Annotated in this window: 22 protein-coding genes; 11 read left to right on the forward strand and 11 right to left on the reverse strand. The window is 72.7% G+C overall.

The annotated features are described in order from the left end of the window. Window positions 1–76: 76 nt before the first annotated feature. A complete protein-coding gene (locus tag ACFV8H_RS10320) occupies window positions 77–298 on the reverse strand; it encodes a DUF397 domain-containing protein (RefSeq protein ID WP_380398214.1) in 222 nt (73 codons plus the stop codon). Continuing rightward, on the reverse strand, window positions 295–1,140 hold the full coding sequence (locus tag ACFV8H_RS10325) for a helix-turn-helix domain-containing protein (protein WP_380398216.1): 846 nt from the start codon (window positions 1,138–1,140) through the stop codon (window positions 295–297). Before ACFV8H_RS10325 ends, ACFV8H_RS10320 begins: the two co-directional genes overlap by 4 nt. A 312-nt stretch (window positions 1,141–1,452) precedes the next feature. Here ACFV8H_RS10325 and ACFV8H_RS10330 point away from each other — a divergent pair, with 312 nt between their 5' ends. The 4 genes from ACFV8H_RS10330 to ACFV8H_RS10345 are packed head-to-tail and all read left to right on the forward strand — an operon-like array spanning window position 1,453 to window position 3,017. Further along, window positions 1,453–1,845 carry an ATP-binding protein gene (locus tag ACFV8H_RS10330; RefSeq protein ID WP_380398218.1) on the forward strand — a complete coding sequence of 131 codons (393 nt, stop codon included), beginning with the start codon at window positions 1,453–1,455 and terminating at the stop codon, window positions 1,843–1,845. Next, complete coding sequence (locus tag ACFV8H_RS10335) at window positions 1,842–2,018, forward strand: hypothetical protein (RefSeq protein ID WP_380398220.1); 177 nt, start codon at window positions 1,842–1,844, stop codon at window positions 2,016–2,018. The genes ACFV8H_RS10330 and ACFV8H_RS10335 overlap by 4 nt, the downstream gene beginning before the upstream one ends. Window positions 2,019–2,073: 55 nt before the next feature. After that, window positions 2,074–2,514: a hypothetical protein gene (locus ACFV8H_RS10340; protein ID WP_380398222.1), complete on the forward strand. Its 441-nt coding sequence runs from the start codon at window positions 2,074–2,076 to the stop codon at window positions 2,512–2,514. A 56-nt stretch (window positions 2,515–2,570) separates the two neighbouring features. Beyond that, window positions 2,571–3,017 (forward strand): hypothetical protein, encoded by a 447-nt coding sequence (locus tag ACFV8H_RS10345; RefSeq protein WP_380398224.1) that lies wholly within the window; start codon window positions 2,571–2,573, stop codon window positions 3,015–3,017. A gap of 6 nt (window positions 3,018–3,023) precedes the next feature. On the opposite strand, the gene ACFV8H_RS10350 is transcribed toward ACFV8H_RS10345, so the two are convergent. Further along, window positions 3,024–3,446, reverse strand: a complete 423-nt coding sequence (locus ACFV8H_RS10350; protein ID WP_375890089.1) for a tautomerase family protein — start codon at window positions 3,444–3,446, stop codon at window positions 3,024–3,026. Between the two features lie 31 nt (window positions 3,447–3,477). Continuing rightward, window positions 3,478–4,179, reverse strand: a complete 702-nt coding sequence (locus tag ACFV8H_RS10355; protein WP_380398226.1) for an SDR family oxidoreductase — start codon at window positions 4,177–4,179, stop codon at window positions 3,478–3,480. A gap of 180 nt (window positions 4,180–4,359) precedes the next feature. Here ACFV8H_RS10355 and ACFV8H_RS10360 point away from each other — a divergent pair, with 180 nt between their 5' ends. Then, window positions 4,360–4,971: a TetR/AcrR family transcriptional regulator gene (locus ACFV8H_RS10360; protein ID WP_380398228.1), complete on the forward strand. Its 612-nt coding sequence runs from the start codon at window positions 4,360–4,362 to the stop codon at window positions 4,969–4,971. 123 nt (window positions 4,972–5,094) lie between these two features. On the opposite strand, the gene ACFV8H_RS10365 is transcribed toward ACFV8H_RS10360, so the two are convergent. Next, a complete protein-coding gene (locus ACFV8H_RS10365; RefSeq protein ID WP_380398230.1) occupies window positions 5,095–5,517 on the reverse strand; it encodes an SRPBCC family protein in 423 nt (140 codons plus the stop codon). A 98-nt stretch (window positions 5,518–5,615) separates the two neighbouring features. Further along, window positions 5,616–6,098 (reverse strand): SRPBCC family protein, encoded by a 483-nt coding sequence (locus ACFV8H_RS10370; RefSeq protein WP_380398232.1) that lies wholly within the window; start codon window positions 6,096–6,098, stop codon window positions 5,616–5,618. Between the two features lie 61 nt (window positions 6,099–6,159). On the opposite strand from ACFV8H_RS10370, the gene ACFV8H_RS10375 reads away from it, so the two are divergent. The 3 genes from ACFV8H_RS10375 to ACFV8H_RS10385 are packed head-to-tail and all read left to right on the forward strand — an operon-like array spanning window position 6,160 to window position 8,031. Next, a complete protein-coding gene (locus tag ACFV8H_RS10375; RefSeq protein WP_380398234.1) occupies window positions 6,160–6,771 on the forward strand; it encodes a TetR/AcrR family transcriptional regulator in 612 nt (203 codons plus the stop codon). Between the two features lie 43 nt (window positions 6,772–6,814). Beyond that, window positions 6,815–7,474: a formylglycine-generating enzyme family protein gene (locus tag ACFV8H_RS10380; protein WP_380398236.1), complete on the forward strand. Its 660-nt coding sequence runs from the start codon at window positions 6,815–6,817 to the stop codon at window positions 7,472–7,474. Between the two features lie 35 nt (window positions 7,475–7,509). Beyond that, on the forward strand, window positions 7,510–8,031 hold the full coding sequence (locus ACFV8H_RS10385; RefSeq protein ID WP_380398238.1) for a GNAT family N-acetyltransferase: 522 nt from the start codon (window positions 7,510–7,512) through the stop codon (window positions 8,029–8,031). Here the strand turns inward: ACFV8H_RS10385 and ACFV8H_RS10390 are convergent. Together ACFV8H_RS10390 and soxR are read right to left on the reverse strand one after the other, a co-directional pair. Next, the gene (locus ACFV8H_RS10390) at window positions 8,028–8,966 is read right to left on the reverse strand and encodes an aminoglycoside phosphotransferase family protein (RefSeq protein ID WP_380398240.1); all 939 of its coding nucleotides are present in this window, start codon (window positions 8,964–8,966) and stop codon (window positions 8,028–8,030) included. The genes ACFV8H_RS10385 and ACFV8H_RS10390 overlap by 4 nt on opposite strands. Window positions 8,967–9,009: 43 nt before the next feature. Beyond that, window positions 9,010–9,576, reverse strand: a complete 567-nt coding sequence (gene soxR, locus ACFV8H_RS10395) for a redox-sensitive transcriptional activator SoxR (protein ID WP_380398242.1) — start codon at window positions 9,574–9,576, stop codon at window positions 9,010–9,012. 146 nt (window positions 9,577–9,722) lie between these two features. Here soxR and ACFV8H_RS10400 point away from each other — a divergent pair, with 146 nt between their 5' ends. The 3 genes from ACFV8H_RS10400 to ACFV8H_RS10410 all read left to right on the forward strand — a co-directional run bounded on the left by ACFV8H_RS10400 (window position 9,723) and on the right by ACFV8H_RS10410 (window position 12,744). After that, on the forward strand, window positions 9,723–10,976 hold the full coding sequence (locus ACFV8H_RS10400) for an RNA-guided endonuclease InsQ/TnpB family protein (RefSeq protein WP_380398244.1): 1,254 nt from the start codon (window positions 9,723–9,725) through the stop codon (window positions 10,974–10,976). 63 nt (window positions 10,977–11,039) lie between these two features. Next, complete coding sequence (locus ACFV8H_RS10405; protein ID WP_380398246.1) at window positions 11,040–11,753, forward strand: transketolase; 714 nt, start codon at window positions 11,040–11,042, stop codon at window positions 11,751–11,753. 97 nt (window positions 11,754–11,850) lie between these two features. Continuing rightward, window positions 11,851–12,744, forward strand: coding sequence for a transketolase family protein (locus tag ACFV8H_RS10410; protein ID WP_380398248.1), 894 nt, complete (start codon window positions 11,851–11,853; stop codon window positions 12,742–12,744). Window position 12,745: 1 nt separating this feature from the next. On the opposite strand, the gene treZ is transcribed toward ACFV8H_RS10410, so the two are convergent. The 3 genes from treZ to glgX all read right to left on the reverse strand — a co-directional run bounded on the left by treZ (window position 12,746) and on the right by glgX (window position 19,190). After that, window positions 12,746–14,482, reverse strand: a complete 1,737-nt coding sequence (gene treZ, locus ACFV8H_RS10415; RefSeq protein ID WP_380398421.1) for a malto-oligosyltrehalose trehalohydrolase — start codon at window positions 14,480–14,482, stop codon at window positions 12,746–12,748. Then, entirely contained in the window at window positions 14,482–16,926 is a 2,445-nt protein-coding gene (gene treY, locus ACFV8H_RS10420; protein ID WP_380398250.1) for a malto-oligosyltrehalose synthase, read from the reverse strand. The genes treZ and treY overlap by 1 nt, the downstream gene beginning before the upstream one ends. Window positions 16,927–17,042: 116 nt before the next feature. Next, the gene (gene glgX / locus ACFV8H_RS10425; protein ID WP_380398252.1) at window positions 17,043–19,190 is read right to left on the reverse strand and encodes a glycogen debranching protein GlgX; all 2,148 of its coding nucleotides are present in this window, start codon (window positions 19,188–19,190) and stop codon (window positions 17,043–17,045) included. Window positions 19,191–19,596: the final 406 nt, after the last annotated feature.

The raw sequence follows: 19,596 nt of genomic DNA on the forward strand, positions 1-19,596 counted from the left end.
GTCCATCTGCGCGCCCCGGCCCACCGCGGGTTTCGGGGCGGCCCCGCCCCCGCGGCGGGGCCCCGCCCGGGGTGATTCAGGGGGTGGCGGGGAAGTCGTCGGAGCGGATGCCGGCGATGAAGGACTGCCACCCGTCGGGGGAGAAGGCGAGCGCCGGGCCGTGGGGGTCCTTGCTGTCGCGGACCGGGACGATGTCCGTGATGGCATCGGCTACTTCGACGCAGTCGTCGTTGGGGTTGCTGGCGCTCGCCTTCCTCCACTGGATGGGGAGCGCGGAGGCGACAGGGAAATGGGTCACTTGAGCGTGTCTCTCTTCTGTGCGATGAGGCTACGAGACTGGTCGAGGTCCAAGGCGGTTGCCATGATCTCGTCGAATGCCGCTCGATAGATATCGACTTGGCCCGGGTCTTCAACCCAATCGCTGCTGAGCATGCCGCTGAGCAGAACGAGGTCAAGATCTCGTTGCCGGAACTCCAGGAGTGCGAACGAGCCGGTCATGCCAGGGTGCGGCGGAGCCATGGATGGCATGATCTGAATTCTGATGTTGGGGAGCTGACTGAACTGCAGCAGCTTGTCCAACTGGTCTGTCATGACGCCTGGGGCGGCGCCCATGGTCAGGGCTGCCTCGTGGATCACGGCCCACAGTTTCAGTGGGTTCTCGGACCGCGTGAGGACGGATTGCCGGTTGATCCGGACTTCCACCCGCTCTTCGACGCTGGGCTTGTTTATCACGCCGCTGGCGATGATGGCGTGGGCGTACTGACGGGTCTGGAGGAGGCCCGGGATGTAGGCGGATTGGTACGACTTGTTGCCAACGGCCGTTTCTTCGAGCCGGATCAAGTCCGTGTAGAGCGGGTTCAGTTGCTCGTAGCCCGCCATCCAGCCCGGGCGGCGCTTGTCCCGGAGGATCTCGACGAGGACCTCCTTGAGCTCCTCGTCGCACTCGTAGAAGTCGAGCAGGGCGCGGACGACATCCGGCTTGAGCTGGACCCGGGCGTTCTCGTACCGGCTGAGCTTCACCAGGTTGATGCCGTCGACCTGGGCGGCGACCTCTTCGGCGGAGAGGCTCTTCAACTCGCGAAGCCTTCTCAGCTCGGCGGCGATGCGTCGGTACCGCACTGCTGGCACTGCGACTGCCATCTACGTAACCCCTCCATGACGTTCAAGGACCAGTGTGCATGCGAGTGGTGACGGTTCGCCACCATCGGCAACAGCCTAGAGGGCGCACCTAGCCGTCAGATCTGAAAGTTTTCATATTTCATCGACTTGCCTTGCGATCATTCGCGGCGATGCTCCATGCTGTGCGTGACGAAGCGCTGCCTGTGCGTGACATGCATGGCGTAAGGCTGTAGCGCACCCTCGTGAGGCGCTTCGTGCTGGACGCCTACGGGCGGCCGTCGTGGTCGCCCGGCCTTCTCCACTCATGTCATGTGCCTGGAAGGTGACTTCGCCATGTCTCGAACCTCCTCCACCATCTGGCTCCCGCGCAGCCGCCGCTCGCCCGCGATGGCCCGCCAGCGGCTCGCCGCTCTCCTCTCCTCCACCCCGCACGGCGAGTGCTTCCTCGACTCCGGGCTCGTCATCACCACCGAGTTCGTGACCAACGCCGTCCTGCACGGCACCCCGATCGGCCACCTCATCTACTTCGCCGTCGACGTCGACCCCACCCGCCTCCGTATCGAGGTCCACGACGCCCGGGGTGACCGCGTCCCTTCCCTCTCCTCGCCCGGTCTCGACGGCGAGACCGGGCGAGGCCTCCAGCTCGTCGACTCCCTCGCCAAGCGCTGGGGCTGCTGCCCGCGCCGGCCCATCGGCAAGATCGTGTGGGGCGAGGTGGCCGCGTGATCGACCGGCTCCGCGACTTCTGGTTCCAGTACTGCTCCCGCGCCCCCGTCGCCCGACTCCTCCGGGCTGAACGTCGGCGACTCGACGTGGAGCTGGCCCGCCGGATGCCCGGTGCCGCTGCTGCCGTCCGCCGACAGTTGCTCGCGGCGATCGGGGGCGCCGAATCCTCCTGATCGGCCCAGCCTCTCGCGTGTTACGTTTGAACGCGTTCAAAGGAGGGGTGGAGGCATGGCCGTGGTGCCCACGAGTGCGCGGTGGTTGGCCGGGGTGGCAAGCGCGGTGCCCCTGGTGCCGTTGGTGCTCATCGCGCCGACGTGTGGGGCCAGCCTGCGGCTCTTCCTCTCCGCCGTCGGGCTGCTGAGCGGCGCCGTCTGTGCCGTGCCGGTCTTCTACCGGCGCCAGGACCGGTTCCGTGTCGCGTGCGCGGCGGCCGGATTCACGGTGGCCGCCGTGTGGGTGCCGCTGCTGATCATCGGCCTCCTGGCCGCGCTCGCCCTGGGCGGCTGGGCCTGGTTCCTGGCGTTCCTGCTCATGCCGGTAGCGGCGATCAGCGTGCTGATCGCCGCCTTCCAGCGGGCACGGGGGCTGGAGCACGGCCAGGCGGCGGTCGCCCTCGGCGGGCTCGCCGCAGCGGTCTCGGTGGCCGGCTGGTTCGCTCTGGTCCTTTAGCGGGCAGCGCCTTTTAATGACTGCCCGGTCGGGCGTGACATGGGTACCGTCGACCCGTGATCGATCATGGAATCGCCCTTCCTCGCTTCCGGCTCCACGTCGTGCCCGCCGTGGTCTCGCTGGCCAGCCCGACCTGGCAGCGGGAAGTGTGGCTCGACCGTGGGCAGTTCGAGGACCTTGACCACGTCGTGCACGTGCTTTTCGACGACCTCTGCGACGCGGACGAACCCGAGCGCCATCTCGGCCTGAGCCTGCGCACCGAGGAGGAGGTCGCGCTGATGGCCCGGCTCGGCGCCGCGTACGGCCTGGTGCAGGACGCGGTCGGAGCCCAGGCCCCGGACGAGGCCTTCCTCGACGCCCCCGGCTGGCCCGACGTGGTCTCGGCGGCGGCCCGGTTGGCTCAGGTGATGCTGGGCAACGACTACTTGGCGCTGGCGAACCTCCACGAGGCCGGTCACACCTGGCCGCCCGGCACTGGGCAGGTGCCGGGCGGCACTTCCTAGGGTCGGTCAGTACGGGATCGGGCGGTTCTCCCGGACCCACAGCTGTTCGGCCTCGCTGTTGGACGGGGGCGGGGAGATCCCGTCCATCATCCACAGGTCGCGGGGCGTCTCGTCGACGTGGAACTCGCAGTACAGGCCGCGATCGGTGGTGTGGGGCGCGAGGACGGCGGCGAGCGCCTCCCGGGTGCGCTTGCGCAGGTCGGGGTCCTCGGTGTGGCGGGCGATGTGCTCGACCACGATCCGTACCGCGTCCTGGGTGGGCTGGTCGCCGACGTGGAAGTCGTCGGCGCCGATCTCGTGGAACAGCGTCATCACGTAGAACTTCGGCAGCCCGAAGCGGGTGTAGATGCCGGTGATGTCGGCGGCCATCCGCTGCTTCTGCTCGGGGCTGTAGGTGCCGCGGGGGTGGTAGACGTGCCACAGGGGCATGGGTGTTCTCCTCAGCGGTGTCGGGGCGGGGTCAGCGGCGGAAGGGGACGGTCAGGCCCTCCACCGGCCCGGCGAGTGCGGCCTTGAATGACCGGGAGACGTCGTCGACGAGCACCTCGCGGTCGCCGCGCTCGACGCCGTCCAGCACGATGCGGGCCACCTCGGCGGCCGGCAGCTTGTCGACGGGCAGAGCCGCCACCATCTCGGTGTCGGCGAAGCCCAGGTGCACGCCGATGACCTGGGTGTGCTGGGCGGCGAGTTCCAGGCGCAGGGAGTTGGTCAGCGACCACAGGGCCGCCTTGGAGGCGCCGTACGCGCCCGCGCCCGCGCCCCAGGACAGCGCGGAGTGGATGTCGACGAGTGCCCCGCCGCCGCGGGCGGCCAGGACGGGGGCGAAGGCGCGGGCGATGCGCAGCGGGCCGAGGACGTTGGTGTCGAAGGTGTCCTGGACGTGCCGCAGGTCGGTCGCCAGCAGGGCGCCGGGGTGCAGGACGCCGGCGTTGTTGAAGACGATGTCGACGTCCTGGGCCCGCTCGGCGAGGGAGGCCACCGAGGCGTCGTCGGTGACGTCCAGGGCGAGGACCTCCACCCGGGCGTCCTCGCTGGGGACGGGGGTGCGGGCGGTGGCGTAGACCTTCGTCGCGCCGCGGGCCAGCAGTTCCCCGACGAATGCCCGGCCGAGGCCGCGGAGGCCTCCGGTGACCAGGGCGGTGGAGCCTTCGATCACGGTCATGTGCGTGTTCCTCGCTCTCGGAAGGGTGGTGCCCCGTCGCCGGGGCTCCCCACTGGTTTTAGATTATGGCCATCATCTAAAATGGGCAAGGGAGGCCCGGATGGGAGAGTGGGACCGCCACCGGGAGCACCACCGGGGGCCGCCGGGACACCACCACAGGACGACGAAGGGAGCGCGGACATGCCCCGCGTCTCACGCGCCGAGGCCGAACGCCACCGTCAGGAGGTCATCGACCACACCGCCAGGCTGATCCGGGAGAAGGGCTCCGAGCAGGTCAGCGTCCCCCAGGCGATGGCCGCGGCCGGGCTCACCCACGGCGGCTTCTACCGGCACTTCTCTTCCAAGGACGACCTCGTCGCCCAGGCCCTCACCGCCGCCTTCGCCGAACGCCGCGAGGCCATGGACGCGCTGGCGGACCCTGGTGCGGACGACGACCCCTCGGACGAGCGGCGCACCCCCCGCGCCGAGTTCCTCGCCCGCTACCTCTCCGTCCTCCACCGCGACCACCCCGGCCAGGGCTGCGCCGCCGCCGCCCTGGCCGCCGACGCGGCCCGCGCCGAACCCGGCGCCCCGCTGCGCACCGCCTTCACGGCCGGACTGCGCGACCTGGTCGACGGCTTCCAGCAACTGCCCGACCCGGCCGGGCGCGAGGCGGCGCTCGCCGACCTGTCGACGATGGTCGGCGCGCTGATGCTCGCCCGGGCGAGCGACGATCCGGGCCTGTCCGCCGAGCTCCTTGCCGCGGCTCGGCACCGCCTGACCGTGACGGGTGAGGGCGCACCGCGGGCGTAGGGCGGGGGCCTGCCCGGGGATCGGCCCGTGCACGAGAAGTCGGCCAGGTCGACTTCTCGTGCGCCGTGCGCCGTGCGCCGTGCACCGCCCGCCCGCCGTCCGGCTCAGCCCCCACTGTCCGGCTCAGCCCGCGAAGCGCTCCCGCAGGGCGGCCAGTCCGGCGGTGAAGACGCCGTGCACGCGCTCGGTGGACTCCTTGCGGTGCTCCGCCTCGATGTCGTACGTGACGCTCCACTCCACGAAGCTGGTGTTCAGCTCGGTCACCGGGGTGACCCGCAGGGTGGCGCGGTAGCGGTCGAAGTGGAAGGTGCCGTCGGGGAAGCTGTAGGTGTAGGCGCGGGCCTCGTCGTCGTAGGCGACCAGCATCTCGTTCAGGACGACGCCGTCGAACTCGAAGACCCGGACCGCGCCGATCGCGTTGCCCGTCAGCGCGTTGCCGAGCCGGCTCGTCGGCAGGTGGGGGTGCCACTCGCCGAGGGCGTGGAAGTCCCCGATCAGGTCCCAGACCCGCTCGGCCGGGGCCTCTACCACTGTGCTGACCGTCATGCCCGCCATGGCCGTCGCCGCCTCTCGTCCGCTGTTCCCGTTGGCAGGGAACCATCCTGGGGGTGCGTCGGCTGCGGGCGCCAGAGGGCGTGCCGTGATCAGCGGTGGGCCAGTCGGCGCAGCAGTCGTACGGGGGCGCTCCACCGTGCCGGGGAGTCCACGGCGCCGCCGCAGGCGCGGACGGCCCGGTCGAGGGAGTCCTCCAGCAGGGCGTCGTGCAGCCAGCGGAAGGCCAGCGGCCAGGCCAGCCGGCTCGGGCCGTGCAGCCGCATCGCGATGGTGTGGCGCAGCAGTGCGCCGCCGTTCGCGGGCTGGACGGTGAACTCGTGGAACCCGTCGAACCCGCGGGGCCCGCTGAACCGGAACCGCACCCACCGGCCCGGCTGGTACCCGACGACCCGGTAGCGGACCGGTCCGTGCCCGCCGTCGGCGCCGACCGCGAGCGGGCCGTCGAGCTGCAGCGGGGGCCAGTCGGAGCCGGGCCAGAGCCGGTCGTCCGGGCCGGCGAGGCCGTCGAGGAGTGCGCCGACCGTCGACTCCGGTGCCGGGATGGTGCGTTCGTGGATGTTGAGCACGGCCACAGTGGATCCTCCTAGTTTTGGATGGGTCCCTCCAATTGAATTGGAGAGTACTCTCCATTCCATGCCCAGGCCACCCCGCCATGACGAAGCCACCCTCCTCGACGCCGCCGTCCGCCTCGCGGCCGTCGGCGGACCGGCCGCCGTCACCATGTCCGCCGTGGCCCGCGAGAGCGGTGCGCCCAACGGCTCCGTCTACCACCGCTTCCCCCAACGCTCCGCCCTGCTGGCCGAGTTGTGGCTGCGCACGCTGGGGGAGTTCCACGACACCTACCTGCCGGTCCTCACCGGGCAGGCCGGGCAGGCCGAGCAGGCCGAGCCGCGGCTCGTCGCCGGCGCGGCCGCCCGGCAGGTCGTCGCCTGGAGCCGGGCGCACCGGGAGCGGGCCGTCGTCCTGCTGCACGGCGCGGAGGCCTTCGGCCGGGCCGAGTGGCCGCAGGAGCAGGCGCGGCGCGAACGGCAGGCCGGGCGGCGGGTGCGGCAGGCGGTGGAGGGGCTCGCCGAGCGGCTCGGCGCCGTGACGCCGCTGGACCTCGACCGGGTCACCCTCGCCGTCGTCGGCCTGCCGCTCGCCGTCGTCCGGCCGCATCTGCACGCGGGCACCCCGCTGCCCGCGCACGCGGAGGAACTGGCCGAGCGCGGCGCCGTCGACCTGCTGGGCGCAGTCGGGTCATAGGACCGAGTCGGGCGGCCGGGGCGGGGCCGTAGGATCGGCGATCATGGAACCCCGTACCGGACCGATCGCCGTTCCGCCCGGCCGCGTCACGCTCTCCGACCGCCGCACCCAGCGGAGTTGGAGCGTCGAGGTGGCCCCCTTCGAGCTGGCGCCCTGTCCGGTCACCCGCGAGGAGTACGAGGGCCTCACCGGCGACCGCCGCCCCGCGCACAGCGTCTCCTGGCTCGACGCCGTCCGGTACTGCAACGAGCTGTCCCGGCGCGAGGGCCTCGCACCCGCCTATCGGATCGACGGCGAGGACGTCGCCTGGGACCGCACCGCCGACGGCCACCGGCTGCCCACCGAGGCCGAATGGGAGCACGCCTGCCGCGCCGGAACCGACGGGCCGCGCTACGGCCCGCTGGACGAGATCGCCTGGCACCGCGGCAACTCCGGCGAACGCCCGCACCCGGTCGGCGAGCTGCGGCCCAACGCCTACGGGCTGTACGACCTGCTCGGCAACGTGTGGGAGTGGTGCTGGGACTTCTACGACCCCGAGGTGTACGGCAGTTACCGCGTGCTGCGCGGCGGCGGCTGGTTCGACGAGCACTGGAGCTGCCGCGCCTCCGTCCGCCGCCGCAGCCACCCGACCCTGCGGATCGACGACGTCGGCTTCCGGCTCGCCCGGTCCGCCTCCACCGCTTCCCCGGCCACCTCGGCCTGAGGAACAGTCAAACGATCTCCGTCGTTGGTGGCGGCATGGACCCAGAGAAGATCTTCCTCCGCCCGATAGCCGAAGCCGACCTCACCGCCCTGGGCGGGATGCTGAACGACCCCGAGGCCCTGGGCGAGTTCCAGTGGTACGGCTGGGCGGATCCGGAGCGTTTCCGCCGCCGCTGGGCCGAGCACGGGCTGCTGAGCGAGGAGCAGTCGATCTTCGCCGTCGCCACCGAGGGCGAGTTCCTCGGCTTCGTCGCCGCCACCCGGAAGGCGGCGCGGCCGGCCACCCCGTACTGGAGCATCGGTGCGCAGCTGATGCTGCGGGCGCGGGGCCGGGGCATCGGCACCCGGGCCCAACGCCTGCTGGTGGACTACCTGTTCGCGCACACCACGGCGGTACGGCTGGAGGCGGACACCGAGGCCGGCAACCTCGCCGAGCAGCGCGTCCTGGAGAAGCTGGGCTTCACCCGCGAGGGTGTTCACCGGTCGATGGTCTTCCGGGCCGGGGAGTGGCGCGACATGGTCTACTACAGCCTGCTGCGCACGGACCCCCGCCCTTAGGCGGTCCCGAACCACTCCTCGGCGAGGTCGTCCAGCGTCCGCGCCGAGGGCTTCAACTCCCTCAGGTACCACGGCAGGTTGCTGTACGCGTGCAGCAGTGTGTACGCCATCAGCAGGCGCGGCTCGAAGGGGCGGCCGTAGGCGGTGAGCAGTCGCCCGAGCAGCTGCGGGTCGGCGTGGGTGGTGAACAGGCCCACGGCGACCAGGTCGTAGGCCGGGTCGCCGACCATCGCGGGCTCGAAGTCGATCAGGCCGGTGAGCCGCCAGCCGTCGGCCGGGGCGGTGATCAGGTGCTCGCGCATGAACTCGGTGTGCAGCAGGGCGCGTTGCGGGGTTGCCGGGAGCGGGGCGGTGGCCAGGAAGTCCGGGATCTGCTCCAGCCAGGCCTCCGGCAGGCCGTGGCCGCGCTGGCGGGCGAGGGCGCCCGCGCGCTGGCGGGCCAGGAAGGCCGGCCAGTCGCCGGGCGGGAGGGCGTCGGGCGGGAGGGCGTCGGCGAGCGGCTCCGCGTCCAGGGCGTGCAGGGCGGCGAGCGCCTCGCCGCAGTCGCGGGCGATCCGCTCGCGTGCGCCCTGCGGGACGCGCGGCCAGGCCGGGGCCAGGCCCTCGCCGTGCAGGCGGGACATCAGGACGTAGCGCCAGCCGTTGACGTACTCGCCGGCCGCCCGGAGCGCGGGGGTGGGGACGGGGAGCCTGCCTTCCAGGAAGGCCAGGACGCGCTCCTCGGTCAGTGCCTCCCGGGCGGAGGGCGCCGGGAACAGCTTGAGCACGTGCTCGGTGCCCACCGCGTAGACCGGGACGGAGCCCTCCGCGAAGCGCTCCAGCGCCGCCCCGCGGACGCCCAGTCGCGCGCACAGCGCCTCGGCGCCCGGGCGCATCACCGCCTCGTCGGGGAGGACCGCGTCCCCCTGCTCGTCCGTCTCCACCAGGGGCAGCATGCCCGCACCGTAGGCATGCCAACGGCCCGCCGGCAAAGGCTTTTCAGCACCCCGGGCCCTCCGTGCGCCGCTCCCGGGGGCCGCAGCCGTCCGGGAGGCCCGGCGGGGTGGGCTCCGGTCCGCTGCCCGGGTCGCGGGTGAGCAGGTAGCGGGCGCCGGGGCCGGCCTCGGCGGCGCGGTCGTCGGCGTTGTACAGGGCGCAGCGGGTCAGCGAGAGGCAGCCGCAGCCGATGCAGCCGGTGAGCTTGGCCTTGAGCCGTTCGAGTTCGGCGATCTGTTCGTCGATCCGGCCCCGCCAGGACTCGGCGACGACGTCCCACTCGGTGCCGCTGGGGGCGGGGCGTTCGGGCAGCCGGTCGAGGGCGACCCTGGCCTCGTCCAGGGAGAGGCCGACCCGCTGGGCGGCCCGGACGAAGGCGACCCGACGCAGCGTGCCGCGCGGGTAGCGGCGCTGGCCGCCGGCGGTGCGGGTGGCGTGGATCAGGCCGAGGCTCTCGTAGTAGCGCAGCGCGGAGTGGGCCAGCCCGCTGCGGGCGACCAGCTGGCCGATGGTGAGCAGGTCGCCGGGGCGCGGGGCGGCGGTGCGGGCGCTGCCGGGTATCGCGGTCATGGGCACTCACCTTTGATCTTCCGGGATGTTCCGGCCTTCAGGGCGGGGAGGAATGGGGGCTTGGCTCGCGGAGCCACGAAGCGGCGCAGTGATCTTCGGGCGTTCTGGCGTGGGTCGTTGTCGGTGGCTGTCGTTAGGTTGGTGTTGTGCATCTTCGGTACTCCTATCGCGTCTACCCGACGGCAAGTCAGCGTGCTTTGCTGGCGAGGACGTTCGGGTGTGCTCGGGTGGTGTACAACGATGCTCTCGCGGTGCGGATGGAAGCCCGTAAGGGCGGCCTGCCTTACCCCAAGAGCGCCGACTTGCAGAAGCGGGTCATCACGGCGGCGAAGAAGACTCCCGAACGCGCGTGGCTGGCCTCGGTGGGGGTGGATCCGCTGATCCAGTCCCTGCGGGATCTGGACACGGCTTACCGGAACTTCTTCGACTCGGTGTCCGGCAAGCGGCAGGGGCGATCGGTCGGTCTGCCCCGGTTCAAGTCGAAGCGAGATGCCCGGCAGTCGCTCCGGTTCACCCGCAACGGGTTCCGTGTGCGGGGCAACGGGAAGCTGAACCTGGCGAAGATTGGCGATGTGCGGGTGAAGTGGTCGCGGGAGCTGCCCTCTGGCCCGTCGTCCGTGACGATTGTGCTGGACCCGTCCGGGCGGTACCACGCCAGTTTCGTCGTGGACGTCGAACCCGAGTACCTGCCCGAGGTCGATGCCGAGGTCGGCATCGACCTCGGGCTGACCACCTACGCCGTCCTCTCCGACGGCAGCGTGATCGACAACCCCCGCTTCCTCCGCAAGGCCGAGAAGAAGCTCAGGGCCGCGCAGCGGGAATTGTCCCGCAAGGCCAAGGGCAGCAGGAACCGGGCCAAAGCCCGCAGGAAGGTCGCCAGGGCGCACGCCAAAGTGGCCGACACCCGCATGGACTGGCTGCACAAACAGACCACCAGGATCATCCGCGAAACCCAAGCGGCGTACCTGGAAGACCTGAACGTGCGCGGCCTGGCCCGAGGCCGCCTGGCCAAGTCCGTCCACGACGCCGGATGGGCCACCTTCCGGCGCCTCCTCGAAGAGAAAGCAGCCCGGTACGGACGCCATGTCGGCACTGTCCACCGTGCGTTCCCCTCCTCCCAGCTCTGCTCGGAGTGCGGGCACCGCGACGGACCCAAACCGCTCGCGGTCCGCGAGTGGGCCTGCCCGGCGTGCGATGCGCTGCATGACCGTGACCTCAATGCTGCTCGTAACATCCTGGCCGCCGGGCAGGCGGACAGGCTAAACGCCCCTGGAGGGCCGGCAAGACCTGGTGTGGCGATCCCACACCGGGCGCGGCCCGTTGAACGGGGAACCCACCTCGGCGACCAGCGGACCACGGGCATCCGTGCCGCAGGTGCGGGAGGAATCCCCGCCCGTTAGGGCGAGGAGGATGTCAATGTAGCGGCTTGACCTCAAGTTCGCTTTAAGTTGCACGATCGACGCATGACGACGACGACCAGCACGGAAACCGCGGCCCGGGCCCGCTTCGCGGACCTGCCGGGCCTGATGGCCCTGATGACCGGCGACGAGAAGCACGGCCCCGCCGCCACCTCCACCCTGGACGCCCTGTGGGTGCTGTACGACCGGGTGCTGCGGGTCTCCCCGGACACCGCCGACGCCCAGGACCGTGACCGTTTCCTGCTCTCCAAGGGCCACGGCCCGATGGCCTACTACGCCGTACTCGCGGCCAAGGGCTTCCTCGACCCGGCCGTGCTGCCGAGCTTCGGCGGCTACGACTCGCCGCTCGGCCACCACCCGGACCGCACCCTGCTGCGCGGCGTGGAGATCGCCTCCGGCTCGCTCGGCCACGGCCTGCCGCTGGGCGTGGGCACCGCGCTCGGGCTGCGGGCCCAGGGACTGGCGGACCCGGCGGTGTGGGTGCTGGTCGGCGACGCCGAGTTCGACGAGGGCTCCAACCACGAGGCGGTGGCCTTCGCCGGCGCGTACGGCCTGGACCGGCTCCACGTGGTGGTGATCGACAACTCCTCGGCCACCCACGGTTGGCAGGGCGGCATCGCCCGGCGCTTCGCCGCCGAGGGGTGGTCCACCGCGACCGTCGACGGCCGCGACCATGAGGCGCTGTACCGGGCGTACACCGCCGAGCACCCGGGGCGCCCGCACGCGGTGGTCGCCCGGGTCGAGCCCAAGGACTCCTGACCGCGCCGCAGGCCCCCTGACCGCTCCGTAGAACTCCCGACCGCTTCGTAGAACTCCCGAGCGCACCGACCAGAGCGCAGCGAAAGGCACTTCACCGATGGACACCATGCGCGACCGCTTCGTCGACGTCACCACCCGACTGCTGGACGAGGACCCCCGACTGGCCGTGGTGCTCGCCGACATCACCGCCGCCGCCTTCGAGCCGGCCCAACGGCGCCACCCCGACCGGGTGGTCAACGTCGGCATCCGCGAGCAGCTGCTGATCGGCGCGGCCGGCGGACTGGCGCTGACCGGGATGCGCCCGATCGCCCACACCTTCGCCAGCTTCCTGATCGAACGACCCTGGGAGCAGGTCAAGTTGGACCTGGTGCACCAGGGCGTCGGCGCGGTGCTGGTGAGCGCGGCCGGCTCCTACGACTGGCCGGCCGGCGGCCGTACCCACATGTCCCCGGGCGACGTCGCCCTGCTGGACACCCTGCCGGACTGGACGGTGCACGTCCCCGGCCACCCGGACGAGGCCGAGCAGCTGCTGCGCGACGCCTACGCGGACGGTGACCGCAACGTGTACGTCCGGCTCTCCGCGCACCAGAACGCCGAGCCGGTCGCCGTCGAGCCCGGCCGCTTCACCACCGTCCGCACCGGCGGCCGCGGCGTGGTGCTGGCCGTCGGCCCGATGCTGGACGCGGTGCTCGCGGCCACCGAGGGCCTGGACGTCACCGTGCTGTACGCGGCGACGGTGCGCCCCTTCGACGCCGCCGGACTGCGCGCCGCACTGGGTGACAAGGCGGACGCGGTGCTGGTGGAGCCGTACCTGGCGGGCACCTCGGCCAACGAGGTGCACGCGGCGCTGGCCGACCGCGCGCACCGGGTGCTGGCCCTGGGCGTGCCGCGCGAGGAGCACCGGCAGTACGGGTCGATCCCGGAGCACCTGGCCGCCTACGGCCTGGACGTGGCCTCGCTCCGGGAGCGGATCGGCACCTTCCTGTGGTGAGTCAGCCGGTCAGCACGACCGCCACCGCGTCCGCCGTCAGCCGCACCCCCGAGTCCTCAAGCAGGGCCGCCCCGAAGGCCGCCACCACCTCCCGCCCGGTGCCGCCCAGCGGCAGCAGGGCCTCGGCCGGACCCAGGTTGACCGCGATCCGGTACGGCCCCCGGTGCAGCACCAGCCAGCCCGCCGCCTCGTCGAAGTCGACCCGCACCGCGCCGAGGTCCGGTTCGGCCAGCTCCGGCCGCTCGCGCCGCAGCCGGATCAACGTCCGGTGCCAGTCGAGGAGTTCGGTGTGCGGGGCGCGCCGGGGCTCGGTCCAGTCGAGCACCGACCGCAGTACGGTGGCCGGCTCCTGCGGGTCCGGGACGGCCTCGGCGGCCCAGCCGTGCTCGGCGAACTCCCGCCGCCGGCCCTGCCGGACGGCCTCGGCCAGGGCCGGGTCGGTGTGGTCGGTGAAGTACTGCCAGGGGGTGGCGGCGCCCCACTCCTCGCCCATGAACAGCATCGGGGTGAACGGCGCGGTGAGCACCAGCGCGGCGCCGCAGGCCAGTCGGCCGGGGGTGAGCGAGGTGGAGATCCGGTCGCCGAGCGCCCGGTTGCCGACCTGGTCGTGGGTCTGGAGGTAGCCGAGCAGCCGGTGGCCCGCCGCATCGGCCCCGAACGGGCGGCCGTGGCCGCGCCCCCGGAAGGAGGACCAGGTGCCGTCGTGGAAGAAGCCGTGGCGCAGCGTCTTGGCCAGGGCGGTGAGCGGCGCGGCCGCGAAGTCCGCGTAGTAGCCCTGGGATTCGCGGGTGAGCGCGCAGTGCAGGGCGTGGTGGAAGTCGTCGTTCCACTGGGCGGTGAGGCCCTGGCCGCCGGCCTCGCGGGCGGCGGTGGTGCGCGGGGTGTTGAGGTCGGATTCGGCGATCAGGAACAGTGGACGGTTGGACGAGGCCGCCAACTTCTCGACCTCCCGGGAGAGTTCCTCCAGGAAGTGGACGGCCCGGTCGTCGACGAGGGCGTGCACCGCGTCCAGCCGCAGGCCGTCGATCCGGTAGTCGCGCAGCCAGGCGAGCGCGCTGCCGATCAGGTAGGCGCGCACCTCGTCCGAGCCGGGCGCGTCCAGGTTGACCGCCGAGCCCCACGGGGTGTGGTGCCGGTCGGTGAAGTACGGGCCGTACGCGGGGAGGTGGTTGCCGGACGGGCCGAGGTGGTTGTGCACCACGTCGAGCACCACCCCGAGGCCCTTGCGGTGCGCGGCGTCCACGAAGCGCTTGAGCCCCTCCGGGCCGCCGTAGGGCTCGTGCACGGCCCAGGGCGCGACGCCGTCGTAGCCCCAGCCGTGCTTGCCGGGGAACGGGCAGACCGGCATCAGTTCGACGAGGTCCACGCCCAACTCGACCAGGTGGTCGAGCTGTTCGGCGGCCGCTTCGAAGGTGCCGCAGGCGGTGAAGGTGCCGACGTGCAGCTCGTAGAGCACCGCGCCGGGCAGGGCGCGGCCGCGCCAGCCGGTGTGCGACCAGCGGAAGGCGGCGTGGTCGACCGCCCGGCTGGGGCCGTCGGGGCCGTACGGCTGGCGGGGCGAGCGCGGGTCGGGCAGCGGTGGGCCGCCGTCGAGCCGGAAGGCGTAGTCGCCCGCCGGGGCCTCGCCGCTCCACCAGCCGTCCCGCTCCGGGCAGCGCGCCAACTCATATGCACTGCCGTCCACTTCGACGTCGACCCGGCGGGTCGCGTTCGGCGCCCAGACCTCGTAGCGCGACATCATCGGCCCCTCCTCGTCAGCAGCGCCACCGGGTACGTCGCCAGCAGGTCCGCCACCGGCACCGGACCGGCGGGGAAGCCGCGCAGCGACAGCTCGTCGGTCCACGGCCCGCCGGGCGGCAGCTCCAGGACGGCGTCGCGCCAGCCGCCCGCCGCCGCCAGCCCGTACGGCAACCGGGTGACGGCGGTGACCACGTCCTCGCCGCGGGCGAAGGCGAGCAGGTGGTCGGGGGCGGCCAGCGGCCGGTAGGCGCCGAGCGGGCCGGAGCGGCGCAGGTGCAGCGCGGTGGCGGTCAGGTGCAGCTTCTCCCGGGCGAGGTCGCCGGGGCGCGGGGCGGCCGCGTCGGTGAGCCGTACGGCGAGCGCGCCGAGGTCCACCACGCCCCGGTTGTCCGGGTCGACCAGGGTGTACAGCGGCTCCTCGCTGCCCTGGAAGAGGTCCGGCACGCCGGGGACGGTCAGGTGCAGCAGGGCGGCGGCCAGGGTGTTGGCGCGGGCGTACGGGGCGAGATCCCGCACCCGGTCCTCGATCCGGGCGAGCAGCCCGGCGTCGCCGAGGACGGCGCGGGCCCGCTGCTCCAGGGCCTGCTCGTACCCGGCGTCGGGGCTGGTCCAGGAGGTGCGCAGCTTGGCCTCGCGGACGGCCTTGAGCAGGGCGGCGACCAGCCGGTCCGGGGTGATCGGCCAGGCGGCGACCAGGGTGTGCCAGAGCAGCCAGTCGGCGTCCCGGTCCAGCCCGGGGGCGGCGGGCCCGGCGGCGAGCTCGGCGGCGGCGGACCAGGCGGCGGCCTCGGCGGCCCAGGCCCGCGGCTGCTCGGCGAGGACGGCGAGGCGGGCCCGGGCGTCGGCGCTGCGCTTGGTGTCGTGGGTGGAGAGCGCCGTCATGCTGTGCGGCCAGCTGCGCTCCAGGTAGCGGCACCAGTCGTGGAAGGCGGCCGGGGGCAGCCCGGGCCGGGCGGGCTCGCCGCCGACCTCGTTGAGGGCGGGCAGCGCGTTCCAGCGGTAGAAGGCGGTGTCCTCGACGCCCTTGGCGGCCACGGCGGCGGCGGTCTGGGCGAAGCGCACGCAGAACTCGTCCTTGTCCTCGCTGCGGCCCAGCCGGGCGAGGGCGAGGGCGGCGACCAGGCGCCCGGTCGGGTCGGCGGCGCCGTCCACCGGCAGTGCGGGGTCGTCGGCGGGCTCGCCGGGCCGGGCGTACGGCCGGTACACCGGGTAGTCGGTGAGCAGCCGGCGCAGCGCCGCGCGCAGCTGCCAGGGCGCGTGGTCGGCGTGGGCGGGTTCGGCGGCGCCGATCCGCAGCGCGATCCGGACCAGCCGCTCGACCTCGGCGGTCAGCTCGCCGCCGGGCCCGGTCATCTCGGCCCGGCCGCGGCGGGCGGCGGCGACCGCCGGGTGGGGGGCATGGCTGGGGTCGGGGGCCGCCCCGCCGCGCAGGAAGGTCTCGTACGCCTCGGCGAGCCGGCGGGCGCCGACGGGGTCGGTGAGCACGCCGTCGATGCGGCGCAGCGCGTCGTAGCCGGTGGTGCCGGCCACCGGCCAGTCCGCGGGCAGCCGCTCCTCGCCGGTGAGGATCTTCTCGACCACGACGTAGGCGCCGCCGGTGGCGTCGGCCAGGCGGCGCAGGTAGCCGCGCGGGTCGGCGAGCCCGTCGGGGTGGTCGATCCGGAAGCCGTCCAGGACGCCGTCGGCGTGCAGCCGCAGCAGCACGGCGTGGGTGGCGGCGAAGACCTCCGGGTCCTCGGCCCGGACGGCGATCAGCTCGTTGACGGTGAAGAAGCGCCGGTAGTTGAGCTCGGTGCGGGCCAGCCGCCACCAGGCGAGCCGGTACCACTGCCGGGCCAGCAGTTCCGGGAGCGGGAGCCGTTCGGTGCCGGGGCGCAGCGGCAGCTCGTGCCGGTGGTAGCGCAGCACCCCGCCGTCGACCACCAGCTGGTCGAGGACGGCGCCGAGCCGGTCGCCGAGCAGCGGCAGCAGCACCCGGCCGCGTTCCGGGGCGTCGGCGGGGCCGGGCTGGGCGGTCCAGTCGATGTCGAACCAGCGGGCGTACGGCGAGTCGGGTCCGTCCCGCAGGACCTGCCGGAGCGGCTCGTTGAGCCGCTCGGGGACGGGCACGGCCATGTGGTTGGGCACCACGTCGGCGAGCAGCCGCAGGCCGTGCCGGTGGGCCTCGGCGGCCAGGGCGCGCAGCGCGCTCTCGCCGCCGAGCTGTTCGCTGATCCGGGTGTGGTCGACGGTGTCGTAGCCGTGGGTGGAGCCGGGGGAGGCCTCCAGCAGCGGGGAGAGGTGCAGGTGGGAGACGCCGAGGGCGGCCAGGTAGGGGACGGCGGCGGTGGCGTCGCGGAGGGTGAAGCCGGGCTGGAGCTGGAGGCGGTACGAGGCGGTGGGGGCGGGGGTGGGAGGGGTAGCGGCCGGGCGGGGCTGCGCGGGCTCGGCGGCGGAGGTCATAGCTCCATAGGTACCCGGCCGGGCCCGCCGCCAAGACCCGCTGCTGACCCGAACAGGTGAGCGCAAGATCCCCATGAGAGCCCGGCGAGATCCCCGGGCGGGCCCCTGCGCGGTCGCTAGGCCGGCCGTTGCAGCACCATCAGCGAGCGGTCGGTGAGCCACAGGGCGTCCCCGGCCTTGACCCGGGCCCCGGCCCCGGGGGCGGGCAGCCGGGGCTGCGCGGTGTCGACCACGACCTGCCACTCCTGCCCGTGGTCGGCGGGGACGGTGAACTCCAGCGGCTCGAAGTGGGCGTTGAACATCAGCAGGAAGGAGTCGTCGACGATCCGCCCGCCGCGCCGGTCCGGTTCCGAGATGGCGTAGCCGTTGAGGAAGACGGTCAGCGACTTGGCGTAGCTGGCGCCCCAGTTGCGCTTGGTCATCTCCTCCCCGGCGGGGGTGAACCAGGCGATGTCGGTGAGGTCGTCGTAGCCGTCCGGGGCGGGGGCGACCGAGCCGTGCCGCCCGGGGACCGGCCGCCCGTGGAAGAACCGTCGCCGCCGGAACACCGGGTGGTCGCGGCGCAGCCAGATCATCCCCTGGGTGAACTCCAGCAGCCGGGCGGCCGGGCCGTCGCCCTCGGGCCAGTGCACCCAGGCGAGTTCGTTGTCCTGGCAGTAGGCGTTGTTGTTGCCCTCCTGGGTGCGGCCGAGCTCGTCGCCGTGGGAGAGCATCGGGGTGCCCTGGGAGAGCATCAGGGTGGCGATGAAGTTGCGCTGCTGGCGCGCCCGCAGCTCCTCCACGGCCGGGTCGGTGCTGGGGCCCTCGGTGCCGCAGTTCCAGGAGCGGTTGAAGGACTCGCCGTCCCGGTTGTCCTCGCCGTTGGCCTCGTTGTGCTTGTCGTTGTAGGAGACCAGGTCGCGCAGGGTGAAGCCGTCGTGGCAGGTGACGAAGTTGATGGAGGCGATCGGGCGGCGGCCGTCGTCCTGGTAGAGGTCGGAGGAGCCGGTGAGCCGGGAGCCGAACTCGGCCAGGGCGGCGTTCTCGCCGCGCCACAGGTCGCGCACGGTGTCCCGGTACATGCCGTTCCACTCCGTCCACAGCGGCGGGAAGTTGCCGACTTGGTAGCCGCCCTCGCCGAGGTCCCAGGGTTCGGCGATCAGCTTGGCCTGGGAGACCACCGGGTCCTGCTGCACCAGGTCGAAGAACGAGGACAGCCGGTCGACCTCGTGGAACTGCCGGGCCAGGGTGGCGGCGAGGTCGAAGCGGAAGCCGTCCACGTGCATCTCGGTGACCCAGTAGCGCAGCGAGTCCATGATCAGCTGGAGCACGTGCGGGCTGCGCATCAGCAGGCTGTTGCCGGTGCCGGTGGTGTCCTCGTAGAAGCGCTGGTCCCGGGCGAGGCGGTAGTAGGAGACGTTGTCCAGGCCGCGCAGCGACAGCGTCGGCCCGAGGTGGTTGCCCTCGGCGGTGTGGTTGTAGACGACGTCCAGGATCACCTCGATCCCGGCCGCGTGCAGCGCCTTGACCATCGACTTGAACTCCTGCACCTGCTGGCCGCGGTCGCCGGTGGAGGAGTAGGAGGAGTGCGGGGCGAAGAAGCCGACGGTGTTGTAGCCCCAGTAGTTGGCCAGCCCGAGGTCGCGCAGCCGGTGGTCGCGGACGAACTGGTGCACCGGCATCAGCTCGATCGCGGTGACGCCCAGCTTGGCCAGGTGCTCGATCACCGCCGGGTGGGCCAGGCCCGCGTAGCTGCCGCGGATCTCCTCGGGGATGCCGGGGTGCAGCCGGGTGAGGCCCTTGACGTGGGCCTCGTAGATGACGGTGCGGTGGTAGTCGGTGCGCGGCGGGTGGTCGGTGCCCCAGTCGAAGTACGGGTTGATGACCACCGAGTGCATGGTGTGCGGGGCGGAGTCGAGGTCGTTGCGGCGCTCGGGCGCGCCGAAGTGGTAGCCGTAGACGGACTCGTCCCAGTCGATGTGGCCGCTCATCGCCTTGGCGTACGGGTCCAGGAGCAGTTTGGCGCTGTTGTGCCGCTGGCCCAGGCCCGGGTTGTACGGGCCGTGCACTCGGAAGCCGTAGCGCTGGCCGGGCTGGACGCCCGGGAGGTAGGCGTGCCGGACGAAGGCGTCCGTCTCGCGCAGCTCGACGGCGGTCTCCGAGCCGTCCTCGTCGATCAGGCACAGCTCGATCCGGTCGGCACTCTCCGAGAACACCGCGAAGTTGGTGCCGGCCCCGTCGTAGGTGGCGCCGAGGGGGTAGGGCTTACCGGGCCAGACCTGCATGAGTCCTCAACTTCCTTGTGGCATACGGAAACTGATGTGTAGTCCGACACGCGGTCCGGCCGGGCGGCCGGCCCGGACGCTCTCTTCCCGGCCGGGCGGCCGGGCATGTGCGGCCCTGGGGTCCGTGACGCACGGCACAGCCCGCACACTCCCCGAGATACTCCCCGAGCCCTTCCCCGGCGGCCGGGAGGTACCGCCGGGGTTGGTCCGAACGGGTGTCCGGCGGGCATTCGTGTGAAAACTGTTGCCACCGGTGCGGGAGAGGCGCCGGAGGGCCCCTGGCCGATCCGGCTGCGGGCGGCTCGCGGTGGGCAGTACCCTTGATCGTCCGGCCGCTCCGGCCGACCGGTGCTTGTCAACGGTCCGTCAACGGCCCCCGCGTCCGCGGGGGTCAGCCGCAGATGAG

Source organism: Kitasatospora sp. NPDC059827 (assembly GCF_042731675.1).
Classification (GTDB): Bacteria; Actinomycetota; Actinomycetes; order Streptomycetales; family Streptomycetaceae; genus Kitasatospora.